The following is a 14,373-nucleotide window of genomic DNA, read 5'->3' on the forward strand; positions in this document are numbered from 1 at the left end:
CTTGATAGAACTACCTATTGTAGAAGCCAGGGAACCGAGGCAAAAAAAGCCATCATGGCTTAGAGTGAAACTGCCTACCGGTGAGAAATTTAAGAAAGTTAGGTCTTTAGTAGATCAGTATGATCTGCATACCATTTGCCAGTCTGGAAATTGTCCTAATATGGGCGAATGCTGGGGCGCAGGGACAGCAACATTTATGATTTTAGGAGATACTTGCACCAGAGGATGTTCTTTTTGTGCTGTAAAAACGGGCCGGCCTCCTTCTTATGACGAAGATGAGCCACGTAGGGTTGCAGAAGCCATTCGATTAATGCAAGTCAAACACGCAGTGATCACTTCTGTGAATAGAGATGAATTGAAAGACAGAGGAGCAGAGATATGGTATCAAACGGTTGTCGCCGTTAAACAACAATCTCCGTCTACCACTATAGAGACCTTAATTCCCGATGTGAAGGCAAATTGGGAAGCTTTAGAACGCATGATCGCTGGAGGACAGGAAGTAGTTTCTCACAACATGGAAACTGTAGAAAGTTTGTATAGGAAGGTTAGGCCTCAGGCCAAATATTATCGCAGTTTGGAACAGATCGCCAGGACAAAGGCTGCCGGTCATCGGACAAAATCAGGAGTGATGGTGGGACTTGGCGAAACCAAAGAAGAGATGTATAAAGTCATGGACGATTTGGTACAAAATGGGTGTGATGTATTGACCATTGGTCAATATTTGCAACCTACTAAAATGCACCTTGAAGTAGCTGAATATGTGCATCCTGATGTCTTCGCCCATTACAAGGAGGTGGGACTGAACAAGGGTTTTGACTTTGTCGAAAGTGGACCGCTTGTAAGATCCAGTTATCATGCGGAAAGGCATTTGTAGAAAGCGTATTCTCGCTGAAAATCAATGATCTAATCGCTTAAATTTGTGATCAGTGCATAACCTTTAACCTAACGCTTCCTTAATTCTGTCACTTGTAAAAGGCATATGTCTGAGTCTTTTACCGGTCAAATTAGCGAAAGCATTGGCAATGGCTCCGCCAATAATTGGTACCCCTGATTCTCCTATTCCTGTTGGATGTTCAGTTGAGTCTATCAACGCCACCTCAAGAACCTCCGGCGCCTCATCTATTCTTAGCAATTCATAGTCATGGAAATTGGACTGCTGTATTTTACCATCTTTAATGGTAACCTTCTCTTTCAAAACACTACTCATACCCATAATGATTCCACCCTCCATTTGAGCAATGGTATTATCTGGATGGACGATTACACCACCATCAAGTGCAGCCCAAACTTTTCTAACTCTGATTTCACTGTCTTCTGTTAAAGATATTTCACATACACAAGCTGCTAATGAATCGCTCCTTTCCGCGAATGCAAGACCTACGCCAACACCATCAGGTCTTGGGTCTCCCCATCGACCCATTTCGGCTGCTTTTTGTAAAACTGCTTTTGCTCTGGGATGGTTTTTCATCAATTCAAGTCTAATTTCTAGTGGGTCTTTACCTGTTTTCTCTGCCACTTCATCAAGAAAGGCTTCTATAGCAAACTTATTGGGACCATGACCTACCGCTCGCCAATGCTTTGTTCGAATTCCGTGATCTATGTTATTGACACCTATGGCATGGCTTGGAAAATCGTAAAATTCAACTCTTGCTCCGCTTCCTAGCAATCCACCCCCTGTTCCATAAATGACATGCTTCCATCCTACAACCTGTCCCTGATCGTTAATTGCAGCAGACATCCGCTGCATACATAAAGGGCGATACATGCCATATTGCAAATCATCTTCTCGGGTCCATAACAACTTCACGGGTTTTTTGATCCTCTTAGACAATTCAATCGCTTCAATTGCGTAATCATGTCTCGATCTTCTTCCGAATCCACCACCTAAATAAGTTCGATGAACCTTTACTTCATCTTCTTTTAGGCCAAGATGATTCGCAATCGCACTTCTCGCATTTCCAGGCGCCTGAGTTCCAAGCCAGATTTCTGCAGTATTATCTTTTACGTTAGCAACTGCGTTTAATGGCTCCATTTGAGCATGATAAACATATTCATTGAAATAATCTGCCTTGAGAACTTGCGTTGCGTTCCGGAAGGCTTCCTCTACCGGGCCATCTTCACTTATCATATTGTTGATTACTTCCGACTGATCAGCTTGTTTCACATATGACATAAAGGCTTCGCCTGACGAATGTTCGTCTGCAGGTGCACTGGACCATTCGATTTCAATACTGCCTTTTGCATTTAAAACATCCTGCACTGTTTGCCCAATTAAAGCTACCCCATGATCGAGCATTTCGACCTTTATGATTCCGGGCATGCCTTCCAGTTCTTGTTTATTCATAAGTTTCGGCTTTGAGCCATTGACTGGAGACCTGGTAATCACTCCATAGACCATTGATGGCAGATCGATATCTATGGAATAGATAGCGCTACCGTCAGACTTTTCTGGTACATCTACTCTGGTGTTGATCTTTCCGATCAACTTGAAGTGTTTAGGCTGCTTTAAGGAGTTTTCATCAAAATCAGGCATTTTAATACCATCGTCAAAGAAGGCAAGACTCTGGCCATAACTGATGGACTTTCCAGAATCCGGATGACTGATGAACCCATTATGGGTTCGTAATTGATCGAACGGGACACTCCACTCATTGGCCGTACTTTTGAGTAAAGCATACCTGGATTGAGCCCCTACTTGTCTGAGCATGGTATAGTAACTTCTTACGGTCCGTGAACCTACGGTAATCATACTTTTAGAGCCTCTTCCATTCCATCCAACCCCAAAGAGATCCGGAACTGCCGGAGAATTAATGATGTTGACTTTTGACCAATCCAGATCCATTTCCTCAGCAATCAAAAGAGCAAGAGCTGTCATGCTTCCTTGTCCCATTTCTGAAGTTGGATTGCTAATCGTAACGGTGTCATCCTCTTTCAGGTGAACCCAAATGTTCAATTCTTTTTGCAGCAATTCACGAGCGATAGAATCCTGAGCTTCAAGTTCGCACCCAGCTAAGGAAAATGAAATTGGTACGGATGCAAAGCTTACTAAGACTGAAGCATTTCGAAGAAACTTTCTTCTCGAAGAGTCAACTTTTATATTTTTATGATCATTCATATTATCCTAATTCTGAGGCTTTTTCAATAGCCTTTATGATTCTCATATAAGCACCACATCGGCATAAATTTCCTTTCATATATCCTACGATTTCCTCCCTGCTCGGATTGGAATTTTTGTTTAAAAGGGCCACAGCCTGCATAATTTGACCAGATTGGCAATAACCACATTGTGCCACCTGTTCTTCGATCCAGGCTTTTTGGACAGGGTGAAGTCCAGATTCGGAGAGTCCTTCAATTGTTGTAATTTCTTTGTTGGTAGCACTAGCGACAGGAGCAACGCAAGATCTGACAGGCGTTCCATCCAGATGAACAGTGCAGCTACCACATATGGCCTTACCGCAACTATATTTAGTGCCAGTAAGCTTTAGTTTTTCTCTTATGACCCAAAGCAGGGTATCTGAAGGTGCAGCTTCCACTTCATGAGATTTTCCATTGACCTTCAATATCATTTTTTCCATCGATAAAATATTGTTTCTAACTTCTTGAAAATAAACAGATTATTTGGAAAAAGTAAAGAATTCTGCCATTTATGTCGGATTGGTTGGTAATTCACAACTGATCCCAACCTCACAACCTTCTTTCAAAAAAGTCAAAGGCAGCTTCATATGCACTGATCCAATTCTGGTGTAATAGAAATCCATGCACTTCATCGGGGAAAACCAATTGCTCAATTTCTACATTTTGATTTCTCAAAAGTTCAATGATCTCCACAGTTTCACTGAAAGGAACATTTCGATCATCGTCACCATGAATGAAAAGTGTTGGCGCCTTCCAGCCGTTGATAAAAGCCATCGGTGAGGATTCGTAGGCCAATTTTGAGACCTCAGGTCTATCAAGAGGATCGTATGAAGGAACAAAATTTTGGATTACAGGATTCCAGTCATGTACACCGTGTATATCTACACCAACTTTGAAAAGGTATGGAGCTCTTGATAATCCCAAAGCCGTTAAATACCCACCGTAAGAACCACCCCAAAGTCCAATTCTTGTACCTTCCACATCAGATCTGTTTTTTAAATATAATCCTGCACCAAGTACATCGTTAAATTCACTTGCACCGCTGGCCCCATAGTTATCTGCTTCTCTAAATTCCATACCATATCCTATTCCGCTTCGGTAATTCACAGAAAGTACGATGTAACCTTTACTCGCCAAAAATTGATTAAAGGCATAAGCATTATGGTAATATCCACGATGATGAAAGCCCAGCAACATCTGACGCTTTGACCCACCATGAAAAAAAATGATTGCGGGACGTTGGTCTCCTTCACGTAGGTCTTGTGGTAAGAATAACTGCCCATGAATTAATTTTCCATCTGCAGCTGGAAAGATAACTTGATGCGGAATTACCAATTGTTCGCTTGGATATTTTAGAGGTGCGTCAATCGCCAGGGAATTTCCACTTTTAATTTGAGCAGGATGAGCTGGAGTAGTAGCATCGGAAGTAAGAAAGAAAACGTTTGCACCAGAACTCACAGGAGACCATTCGATACTCTGACCACTGGTCACCTGTTCTTTAAGGGTACCATCTACTTCACTGAACCAAATATGTTGACGATCTATGTCACCTTCATTCGAAGAGTAAAAAATAGATCTGCCATCTTTAGAAAGTGACGCAAATTGTACTTCAAAATTTCCGAAAGCCAAAGGTTTCACAACTCGATCAGAAATATGAATAGAATAAAGATTGGTATAGCCATTTTTCTCCCACGGAAAAACAATATGATCTCCGGCACCCCAGAAAATTTGATTTTCAGCAGAGATATTTCTAAATACACTGCCCGTTTCTTCATCTGCTTTCCACAATTCTTCCACCATTTCTGACTCGAGGTCGGCAACCATTATTCTCCAGGGATAGCCTCTTTTCACTGGTATAAAAGGCAATTGATCCCGCACTGAAGGCAAACGTAAAAATGCTATTTTCTGACCATCTGGAGACCATGCCGGATTACTGTCACTGTCAACCGAAGGTCCTAAGAAACGCACAGTTTGATCACTTAAGTCATATATTCCAATATAGCCATGATCGCCCCTGCTACTCACAAAAGCAATTTTAGAATCGTCCGGGGACCAGGTAAAATCTGAAATACCACCTCGTGTATTGAAAATCATTTCAGTCTCGTTGTCATTTTGTAAATCCATAAGCCATGCATTTCCCTTATCGATGTACACGAGGAACTGACCTTGATGGGATAATGCACCGTTATAACCCTCTCCTAGTGTATCAATGGCTTTGGTCTGCAGATTGATCTGGAAAATGGTTCTTTTGGGTGGAATAGCCATAGTGGTCGGATTCGGTATATCTCCTTGTCTATTCGGGCTTCCGCCTCTGAAGTAAATTAAATCTTGTGTAGTAGGCTTAGGAAATAAGGCCGTTATATCTTGGCCATCATCTTTACTATAAGAGGTCAGTTGTAAAGTTTGCGAACCATCGTAAAAGTAGATATTCCTCGCTCCCTCTTTATTTCCAATCCAAAAGACTTGTTCGGTATTGTGACCTGCAGTCAGAGAAGAAGGCATGGTATAGCTCATGATTTCTCGCAGAAGTGGTTGGTCCTGGCCAGATAAATGATTTGGACTGAATACCACTAATAAAGCGGCTATCAATAGAATAAGTCGATACATAGTTTGGGTTTTAACAGTTGTCCTGTAAGATAGACAATATTGAAATAACCGGAACTACTCGTCGGGCACATTCATGATAAACCCTACTTTATATACATTTTCAATGATGATGTCAGGGTCTTCAGAAAGCTTCTTTCTTATTTTAGAAATAAAAACATCAAAACTGCGGCCGAGAAAATAATCCTTCTTCCCATAGATTTGAAGCACGGCTTCTTCTCTTTTTAAAATTCTGTTTTTATAAGAACATAGCAAATGCATTACCTTGGTTTCGATCTCAGTTAAACGGTGAACTTTGGTCGGTGATTTCAGTTCCATTTTGTCCCGATCAAAAATGTATTTTCCAATTTGATAGACTGATATTTCTTCAGCTTCAGAATCTGTATTTGTTCTTCTCAGTATGACCTGGATCTTACAAATCAGTTCTTCTTCATCAAATGGTTTCTGAATGTAATCTTCGGCACCCAGATCATAACCTTTAAGTCTGTCTTCTTTTAGAATACGCGCGGTTATGAAAAGGAAAGGTGTCGTGGGAAAGTCTTTTTTCAGGTGCTTTGCCAGATTAAAGCCATCAAGTTTAGGCATCATGACATCCAGAAGACACAAGTCAAAATTTTCTTTTCTCAGCAGATCGATACCAGCCAGACCATTTCTGGCGACCCTGACCCGATAACCTTCATTTTGCAATAATTGCATCAATAGAAAACTCAAATTGAGGTCATCTTCTACAATTAGAATATTTCCTTTAAGCACTGCTAATGTATTGTTGGCAGAATGAGATCGAATCTGGTTCCCTTTTTCCATTCGCTGAATATATTAATGTCTCCGTCATGGAGGTTAATGATTTTCTTCACATAGGATAATCCCAGTCCGAAACCCTTATTTTGATAGCTTTCTGAAGTCTGGATCCTATAAAATTTCTCGAATACCAGATTTTGGTTCTTTTGATCGATACCAATCCCGTTATCTTGAATACTGAGTTGAATCTGGTCTCCTCTTACAACACCCTTTATCTCTATTTGAGGTACATTTTCATTATACTTAATGGCGTTTTCAAGAATGTTTTTGAGGGCATTGGACAAATGAAATGGATCTGCTAAAATTTTGAGATTTTCTTTGATCCCCTTGACACTGATGACACCATGCTTATCCAAAATCTGAATCTCCATGCTTCTGACGACCTTTTCAATCAGATCCTTAACTTTTACTTCCTCCTTTTTGATTTCAAAGTGCCCTGCCTCTACTGATGCCATGGAAAGGACTTTGTTGACTTGTTCACTCAACTGGTCATTTTCGCTGGCTATTATTTTGAGGAGTGGATCCTGATTGCGTTTAAGCAACATATTTGAGGCCAGGCCAATATTGGTCAATGGTGTCTTAAACTCATGTGCCATATGATTAAAAAATTCCTTATTCCTTTCACTCAATATCTTCTGTCTGTAGAGATAGTAATTGGCGTAGATAAAAACAGATGTAATGAAAAGCATGATGAGAATCGAAAGTCCCAGCATTAGTTCCATCTGTTTCAATACATAAGCCTGTTTTCCCGGAAAATTGATATTCAATTGCAACTCATCATTATCCAATAGAGGATTTAAAGAGCAGGAGTAAATTCTATCCTGGTACCTCTCGCAGTTTTCAAAGGGTAATAAAGGACTTGACTCATCGACGGAGAGCTCGAATGGCATGGTGATATCGTAGTACAATAACGCCCTTTCCACTTCATGATGTATGTTTTGGGCCTGAACAAAATTACTGACGCTATCGCTGAAGCAAATGGCAGAATTAATGGTTGAGGGTTTACAATTAGAAGCTAAGGCAGTATTGTTTTCACAATCAGAAAATTCCTCCACGGCCATACATAAAGCCATGTTAACTTTTTGGTCAAATTGCTCTTCAATCAATCGCCTTGACTGGTCCATCCATTTAACCTGAATGACGATCAGTAAGATAAGTGCTATTGAAGAGGCACTGATAATGATTGGTATTCTGTTCCACATTGTCTATTAAAGAACGATATTATCATTGGCCTTAAAAAGTATTTAACAGGTATTTAACAAGTTGCTAACCAGTGTGAAACAAGGATCGGTATGGCTTCTGCCTATATTTACTTAAGGAATCAATAATAGCAGATTTCAGTGGTACCTCAGCAGATCTGAGCGAATTTAATCTTAAACATTATGAACATTTTTAAAAGTTTAATGATGCTTCCCCTATTCTTCTTGGGAACTTTTGTCATGAATGGTCAAAGTGCAGAGAATACGACGAACTCTGCAAATAAGACTGAGAATCTTGATTGTAAGCCAGTAAATTGTGATCCGTCATTATGTGATGCCATGGTGGCAGCAGGTTTGTGTACAAGGGAGCAGGCAGAAAGGTGTAAGGCCAATAGCTCCAAAACGAAGGTAGCTTCTGTTAGATTAGAAAAGCAAAGTAACCTGGAAAAAGACGGCAAAGGGCTAAGTCACAAAGGCATTGAGACAAAAGAGACAAACGTACAACTATTGAAAAACCAAGCTGATAAAAACAGTTGTTTAAGTAGCTGTAAAAAGTCCAAAACTCAGTCGGCGATAAAAACTACTCCATAAAACAGTGGTTAGTGCAATTAAGACGGAGGCAGATACTAAGATGATGCCTCTGTCTTAATCTTTATAAGGATCCACAATATCATGACCTGCCATGGCAACACCTATAGGTTTTAACCGGTGCAGAACCCTGATCGTTTCTCCCTGATGATATAAAACATCATCGAGATTCTTATAACACTCGGGACTTTCATCAGCGCCTCCACCTCTCAATTCGATTCCAAGCTTTTTAGCTTTTAATTGTGTCTGTTCGTAATTGACCAATCCGGGCTTGACAATTTTCATTTTTCTTTGCCCATTTTCTCGGTAGTGCTTCACTTTACCAAGAGCCTTGCGACGAGAGAGTACCCTTCCCGCTCCATGAACTGTAGAATATAATCCGGAAGCCGATTGTTCAGACGCTAGTCCTTCTACTATGACGGAAGTATCAAACATATTGGCGCCTATAAAACCTTTTTGGTCAGGAAATGCCGGTGTGCATCCTTTCCTAACCACCCAGTATGTTTCTCCAAAATGTTCTTCTTCCCAGGCAAAATTGTGGTGGTTGTGTACTTCGTAGGTCACTTCTGGATTTTCTAATATCTGTAGTACCCGATCTACAACCCAATCCCTACCTGCATAAGCATATTCTCCTGCAATCTTCAGACATTGAATGTACTCTTCTGCAACCTGGGTTCCCAATTCAAATAAGATGGGTTTTGAAAACATGCCTCCCTCTTTTGCCTGATCTTCAAATCGACTACCTTGAGCAATGGAGATGAAACCGGTCGTTATTTTGTGGCCGAAACCCCTGGATCCAAAATGTACTCCGATCCAAAGGTAGCCTTCTTGATCTTCAAAAAGATCCACAAAGTGATTTCCTCCTCCTACGGTACCCAGTTGGTTTTTCCCGACCTGAAAAAGTTGTTCCCGCTTAGCTCTCGACATGGTCACAGGTATCTTTCTGATTTTGTCGATAACTTCATGTTCTACCTCCTCCTTGTTGATTCGACCCATGCCAAAGCTGATATGGCGAACGACCTCATCCATTACCTTTTTTATGTCAATGTCGCCTGTCTTTAAATTGGTTCTTACTGCTTTGTTTCCACAAGCAATATCGAATCCAACACCAGATAAAGAAATGTGGTCTTTGTAGGCTATTGCCCCACCAATTGGATGTCCATAACCCACATGTGCATCAGCGGTCAACACACCAAAATCCTGATCTCCCACACAGGTTTTTAATTGGTCAATCGCTGGTGGATCGATGATTTCTTCCCCAAATATTTTTATATTCTTCATGATTTCATTCCTTGGTCATATCCTTTCTTAAGCAATTGTACTACTTCGTCATCTACTTCCTCTTCATTGCTTATTCTGATGTGGTGGTAAAATTTCTTCCCCATTTTACCTACTTTATGTAGTTTGCCACTTTTTAATGGCTCATCATAGTAAAATTTCAGGTCTAAGATTTTGGACATAGGTCGTACGATTAAAAAGGCCTTCTTATTTGTAAAAATAGCTGTATTCACCGAAGCACCAACGTCTACATCCCCGAACTCGTATACACTTAAGAGCACTTGATCAAAAGCCAGAATACCGTTTTCTGGCTTTCCTTCCAACAAATCATCTACTGTTATGTCAGTGCAGTAGTGAGACTGATTATCATTTGCGAAGCGGCGAGAGCATTTAGGGCAGATCCACATAATAATTAGTAATGTTAAATGAGCAATTAAAAATGTTTAATGAGTGATTGATGTATACTGTTCATAATATTTTCTGATTTATTTAAGAGTTAATCCTTTGTTATACTCCCAATTAGTCTTGGTAATTCAGAGCATCATGACCACAGAACTGCGAGCTGAGAAGGCCTTCGATCCCTTAAAGAGCCGCTTGCGCTTATCCCTTAAAGAGCCTCCTGCGCTGCAAAGCTCAACTGCAGCTCTTTAAGGGAATTGCGAACCCTGCGCTTATCCCTTAAAGAGCCTCCTCGCTGCAAAGCTCTTGAAGGGAATTGCGAACCCTGCGCTTATCCCTTAAAGAGCCTCCTCGCTGCAAAGCTCTTGGAGGGAATTGCGAACTCCGCGCTTATCCCTTAAAGAGCCTCCTCGCTGCAAAGCTCTTGGAGGGAATTGCGAACTCCGCGCTTATCCCTTAAAGAGCCTCCTCGCTGCAAAGCTCTGCCGCAGCTCTTGAAGGGAATTGCGAACCACTTGCGCTGCAAAGCTCTACTGCAGCTCTTCAAGGGAATTGCGAACCTCTAATTCTCAATCACCCCTTCTACTTTAGGAACCATCCTTTCCACCCACTGACCATAATTTTTCCCACTTGGATGTAGTTGATCTTCAGCCAGCAGACTCAAGTCATCTTTTGCATCTTGTGTCAAATCAGTAATATATACATACTGGGCATCCCGCTCTTTGGCAATCTTTTCATTATAGTCATTGTACCTTTTTAATTCAGTAGCAATCTTCTCCGGATCTCTTGAAGCTGCAAATGGTGTAACACTATAATCGGGAATAGAAACCACAATTAATCTGGATGCATCTCCCTCCAACAATGCAATCGCCCGATCCATCAGCTCATTGAACTCTTTTTCATATTGGCTGAAAGGCTTACCCTGGTATTGATTGTTTACCCCAATCAATAAGGTAATAAAGTCCCATTGACCTGCCTCCAAAACCTCCTTATCCATCGCATCTAAAAGATCTCTGGTCGTCCAACCTGTTCGTGCGATGATCTTGTAGTTTCCAATATCATGGGGTTTTGAAAATTCTGAATGAATCAATTGGTATGGGAAGCGCTCTGTCTCTGAAACACTCTCTCCAATTGTATAACTGTCTCCAAGGGCTAGATAGTTTAAGGTGATCACCTCTTCTTCAGCCAACTCTTCATTTCCGTCCTTTTCATTAGTGTCGGTAAGTCCATTACAACCTGCTAACAGTGCTAAAAACAATAGTATCTTTGTCATATTCATAATTTTATCTTTGTCAATTTAGAATAATTACGGGTTTAAACAAAAATGTGATTCTATGGATCATCTTTTCATGATTAAAATAAATCAGGATCGATACGCTGTCAAGACACTTGTCTTCGTATTATTGTTTGCTTCATCCATCTTAACTTCCTGCTTTGCACAGCAAGAAAAACCATCACACCGCAGATCTACAGCTCTACCCAATGTGATCATCCCGGATACGGTGTTTCACATAGAGGGTTTAAATAGGAATAGGAGCATAAGAGTCTATCTCCCATTGAGTTATAACGATTCAGATGACCGCTATCCGGTATTGTACATGCATGATGGCCAAAATCTATTTGATGATTCAACCTCATTTGTAGGAGAATGGAAAGTGGATGAGGCCCTGAATCGTGTGCAGAAAAAACTGATAGTGGTGGGAATTGATAACGGTGCGGAAAAAAGAATTCATGAGATGGCTCCCTTTGACCATCCTAAATATGGCCACTCGGAAGGTCTGGCTTACCTGAATTTCATTGTCAACCAAGTTAAGCCATTTGTTGACGAGCAATACAGAACCTTGTCCAATCGGGAAAATACAGCCTTAATGGGAAGCTCACTAGGTGGTCTAATCACCCATTTTGCAGCGATCGAATATTCGAACATATTTGGTAAAGTGGCCATATTTAGTCCCTCTTACTGGTTTTCAGAACAACTAAGGATATTAGAACAAGAGTTTGACCATCCACCTGATGTTAAAATGTATATCATCATGGGTGGTGAAGAAGGTCAACAAATGATTAATCCTGCGAAAGAGATGGAAGCCGTTCTTAAACAAGACTTAAATCCTAAAAACCTTTATTTTTCCATCATTGAAAAGGGAACACACAGCGAAAACTTCTGGAGTGAAGAATTTATGGATGCCATTAATTTCTTATTCTGAGCATAAAAAGGAGGCTTTCTCTCATTAAGTCAGCCTTCTTTTTTAAGCGTATAAAATCTTATACTTTATCCGCTGAAGCAGTATTTCTTGCCATTTCAAATTGAATTTTAGCCTCTTGTATCTTTGACATAGCCTCTTTTGCTGCTGACAGCATTCTTTTTATTTCCTTGTCAAGTCCAGGTGAATTGAATTCTATTAACTCCTGGGAAGCATTTTCCAGACTGTTTATAACATGCCGCTGATTATATTCAGCGGTATCGATTTGTTCAATAATGGTATCCAATGATGTCGTATTTTCTTCTTGTAGCATGGTCTTATTTTGGTATATAATCCCGTTTTTCATCATTATGTTCGGGTGTTATTTTGAGAATACTGAGGATGCGATGATTAAGTACATTAATCAGTCCTAGAAATTCTCGAAGAAAAATCTATCTTTAGTAATTACTCTAACTTAATAAGATGGCGAATTTTAATATAGATGCTCAGAAGCAAGTCACCTATGATGCCATAGTCATAGGTTCTGGAATAAGTGGCGGTTGGGCTGCCAAGGAGCTTTGTGAAAAAGGACTTAAAACTTTGGTTCTGGAGCGAGGTCGACTCGTGGAGCATGTCAAAGATTATCCAACCATGAATGATGATCCATGGGACTATGAATATCGTGGTGCATTGACACCTGAGCAAAGAGAAAAGCATTACAAAAGCATAAGATCTGGATTCATTGGACAGGATACAGAACATTTCTATGCCAATGATCAGGAAAACCCTTATACGGAAATAAAGCCTTTCTTGTGGATCAGGGCTCATCAGATGGGAGGACGGTCATTGCTCTGGGGTAAGCAGACTTATCGTTGGAGTGAGATCGATTTTGAAGCCAATGCGAAAGATGGTTATGGTGTAGATTGGCCGATTAGGTACAAAGACTTAGAACCATGGTACACATATGTTGAAAAATACGCCGGTATCAGTGGTGAGCCACTTGGATTACCTCAATTGCCAGACAGTCATTTTCTTCCTCCCATGGAGCTAAACTGTGTTGAAAAACATGTAAAATCCAGGTTGGAAAAGGAATTTCCCGGGCGTCATTTGATTATTGGAAGAGCGGCTCATCTTACTGAACCTCTGAATGGCAGAGGAAAATGTCAGTATAGAAATCGTTGTAGCCGTGGATGTCCTTATGGTGCTTATTTTAGTAGTAATGCGGTTACCTTACCGGCTGCCAACGCAACAGGTAATTTAATCATAAGGCCGTTCTCCATCGTTCAGTCCATTATTTATGATGATCAAAAAGGTAAGGCAACTGGTGTTAGAGTCATAGATGCGGAAACCAATGAAGCCATTGAATATAAAGCCCGTATCATTTTCTGCAATGCTTCAACATTGAGTACCACACAGATTTTACTCAATTCTAAATCTGATCGCTTTCCCAATGGATTTGGAAATGATAGTGGTGAATTAGGTCATAATCTTATGGACCACACTTATAGAATAGGAGCCTTGGGTCAAGTAGATGGTTTTGAGGATAAATACTATAAAGGTCGACGACCCAATGGAATTTATATACCCAGATATTGGAACATCAGTGAAGAGACCAAATCAGATAAATTTTTGCGAGGCTTCGGCTATCAGGGTGGAGGATTTCGGGCAGGTAGCCGGGTGGCAGCCAATAAGCCAGAATTCGGTCCGGATTTCAAAGACAACCTTCTTAAACCTGGACCATGGGAATTTTTCATCACCGGTTTTGCAGAATGCCTCCCTTATCACGAAAATAAGGTGAGTTTGGATACTGAAAATTTAGATAAGTGGGGCCAACCTACTTTAGCGATTGATTGTGAGTTCAAAGAAAACGAAAAGGCGCTGAATAAACAGATTGAAGAGGATGCAGTTGAAATGTTGGAAAAAGTGGGTGTGAAGAACGTAGTAGGGTTCAATAATCATCATGAACCTGGGTATGGTATCCATGAGATGGGTACAGCTCGGATGGGAAAGGATCCAAAAACTTCTATATTAAATGCCTGGAATCAGGTACACGCTGCCCAAAACGTATTTATCACCGATGGCGCTTGTATGACATCAAATTCATGCGTGAATCCTTCACTAACTTATATGGCCATAACTGCCAGAGCAGCGAATCATGCGGTGGAAGAACTTAACAAACTAAATATTTGATC

13 protein-coding genes are annotated in these 14,373 nt (G+C 40.6%); 4 read left to right on the top strand and 9 right to left on the bottom strand.

The window, feature by feature from the left end:
* Nucleotide 1: 1 nt before the first annotated feature.
* The gene (gene lipA / locus L2567_RS04380) at nt 2-874 is read left to right on the top strand and encodes a lipoyl synthase (protein WP_235296496.1); all 873 of its coding nucleotides are present in this window, start codon (nt 2-4) and stop codon (nt 872-874) included.
* A 63-nt stretch (nt 875-937) separates the two neighbouring features.
* Here the strand turns inward: lipA and L2567_RS04385 are convergent, their stop codons facing one another.
* From L2567_RS04385 to L2567_RS04405, 5 genes are all read right to left on the bottom strand, one after another.
* A complete protein-coding gene (locus L2567_RS04385) occupies nt 938-3,115 on the bottom strand; it encodes a xanthine dehydrogenase family protein molybdopterin-binding subunit (protein WP_235296497.1) in 2,178 nt (725 codons plus the stop codon).
* Nucleotide 3,116: 1 nt separating this feature from the next.
* Entirely contained in the window at nt 3,117-3,575 is a 459-nt protein-coding gene (locus tag L2567_RS04390) for a (2Fe-2S)-binding protein (protein ID WP_235296498.1), read from the bottom strand.
* 109 nt (nt 3,576-3,684) lie between these two features.
* A complete protein-coding gene (locus L2567_RS04395) occupies nt 3,685-5,742 on the bottom strand; it encodes a S9 family peptidase (RefSeq protein ID WP_235296500.1) in 2,058 nt (685 codons plus the stop codon).
* 54 nt (nt 5,743-5,796) lie between these two features.
* The gene (locus tag L2567_RS04400) at nt 5,797-6,543 is read right to left on the bottom strand and encodes a response regulator transcription factor (RefSeq protein WP_235296502.1); all 747 of its coding nucleotides are present in this window, start codon (nt 6,541-6,543) and stop codon (nt 5,797-5,799) included.
* Nucleotides 6,495-7,739, bottom strand: coding sequence for a sensor histidine kinase (locus L2567_RS04405; protein WP_235296503.1), 1,245 nt, complete (start codon nt 7,737-7,739; stop codon nt 6,495-6,497). The genes L2567_RS04400 and L2567_RS04405 overlap by 49 nt, the downstream gene beginning before the upstream one ends.
* Nucleotides 7,740-7,919: 180 nt before the next feature.
* Here L2567_RS04405 and L2567_RS04410 point away from each other — a divergent pair, with 180 nt between their 5' ends.
* Nucleotides 7,920-8,327 (top strand): hypothetical protein, encoded by a 408-nt coding sequence (locus L2567_RS04410; RefSeq protein ID WP_235296505.1) that lies wholly within the window; start codon nt 7,920-7,922, stop codon nt 8,325-8,327.
* A gap of 54 nt (nt 8,328-8,381) precedes the next feature.
* Here L2567_RS04410 and L2567_RS04415 read toward each other — a convergent pair whose 3' ends face one another.
* From L2567_RS04415 to L2567_RS04425, 3 genes are all read right to left on the bottom strand, one after another.
* A complete protein-coding gene (locus L2567_RS04415) occupies nt 8,382-9,605 on the bottom strand; it encodes an RtcB family protein (protein ID WP_235296506.1) in 1,224 nt (407 codons plus the stop codon).
* Nucleotides 9,602-10,009: a DUF5655 domain-containing protein gene (locus L2567_RS04420; protein WP_235296507.1), complete on the bottom strand. Its 408-nt coding sequence runs from the start codon at nt 10,007-10,009 to the stop codon at nt 9,602-9,604. The genes L2567_RS04415 and L2567_RS04420 overlap by 4 nt, the downstream gene beginning before the upstream one ends.
* Before the next feature lie 554 nt (nt 10,010-10,563).
* The gene (locus tag L2567_RS04425; protein ID WP_235296508.1) at nt 10,564-11,274 is read right to left on the bottom strand and encodes an SGNH/GDSL hydrolase family protein; all 711 of its coding nucleotides are present in this window, start codon (nt 11,272-11,274) and stop codon (nt 10,564-10,566) included.
* 61 nt (nt 11,275-11,335) lie between these two features.
* Here L2567_RS04425 and L2567_RS04430 point away from each other — a divergent pair, with 61 nt between their 5' ends.
* On the top strand, nt 11,336-12,205 hold the full coding sequence (locus tag L2567_RS04430; RefSeq protein ID WP_235296509.1) for an alpha/beta hydrolase: 870 nt from the start codon (nt 11,336-11,338) through the stop codon (nt 12,203-12,205).
* A 58-nt stretch (nt 12,206-12,263) separates the two neighbouring features.
* On the opposite strand, the gene L2567_RS04435 is transcribed toward L2567_RS04430, so the two are convergent.
* Complete coding sequence (locus tag L2567_RS04435) at nt 12,264-12,515, bottom strand: hypothetical protein (RefSeq protein ID WP_235296510.1); 252 nt, start codon at nt 12,513-12,515, stop codon at nt 12,264-12,266.
* 149 nt (nt 12,516-12,664) lie between these two features.
* Here L2567_RS04435 and L2567_RS04440 point away from each other — a divergent pair, with 149 nt between their 5' ends.
* Nucleotides 12,665-14,371, top strand: a complete 1,707-nt coding sequence (locus tag L2567_RS04440) for a GMC oxidoreductase (RefSeq protein ID WP_235296511.1) — start codon at nt 12,665-12,667, stop codon at nt 14,369-14,371.
* Nucleotides 14,372-14,373 lie beyond the last annotated feature (2 nt).

It is taken from the genome of Portibacter marinus, assembly GCF_021533195.1.
Taxonomy (GTDB): domain Bacteria; phylum Bacteroidota; class Bacteroidia; order Chitinophagales; family Saprospiraceae; genus Portibacter; species Portibacter marinus.

Coding starts and splice junctions, on each gene's coding strand:
- L2567_RS04395 (WP_235296500.1), bottom strand. CDS start 5,742: ATGTATCGACTTATTCTATTGATAGCCGCTTTATTAGTGGTATTCAGT.
- L2567_RS04405 (WP_235296503.1), bottom strand. CDS start 7,739: ATGTGGAACAGAATACCAATCATTATCAGTGCCTCTTCAATAGCACTT.
- L2567_RS04420 (WP_235296507.1), bottom strand. CDS start 10,009: ATGTGGATCTGCCCTAAATGCTCTCGCCGCTTCGCAAATGATAATCAG.
- L2567_RS04410 (WP_235296505.1), top strand. CDS start 7,920: ATGAACATTTTTAAAAGTTTAATGATGCTTCCCCTATTCTTCTTGGGA.
- L2567_RS04385 (WP_235296497.1), bottom strand. CDS start 3,115: ATGAATGATCATAAAAATATAAAAGTTGACTCTTCGAGAAGAAAGTTT.
- L2567_RS04430 (WP_235296509.1), top strand. CDS start 11,336: ATGGATCATCTTTTCATGATTAAAATAAATCAGGATCGATACGCTGTC.
- L2567_RS04440 (WP_235296511.1), top strand. CDS start 12,665: ATGGCGAATTTTAATATAGATGCTCAGAAGCAAGTCACCTATGATGCC.
- L2567_RS04415 (WP_235296506.1), bottom strand. CDS start 9,605: ATGAAGAATATAAAAATATTTGGGGAAGAAATCATCGATCCACCAGCG.
- L2567_RS04390 (WP_235296498.1), bottom strand. CDS start 3,575: ATGGAAAAAATGATATTGAAGGTCAATGGAAAATCTCATGAAGTGGAA.
- L2567_RS04425 (WP_235296508.1), bottom strand. CDS start 11,274: ATGACAAAGATACTATTGTTTTTAGCACTGTTAGCAGGTTGTAATGGA.
- L2567_RS04435 (WP_235296510.1), bottom strand. CDS start 12,515: ATGCTACAAGAAGAAAATACGACATCATTGGATACCATTATTGAACAA.
- L2567_RS04400 (WP_235296502.1), bottom strand. CDS start 6,543: ATGGAAAAAGGGAACCAGATTCGATCTCATTCTGCCAACAATACATTA.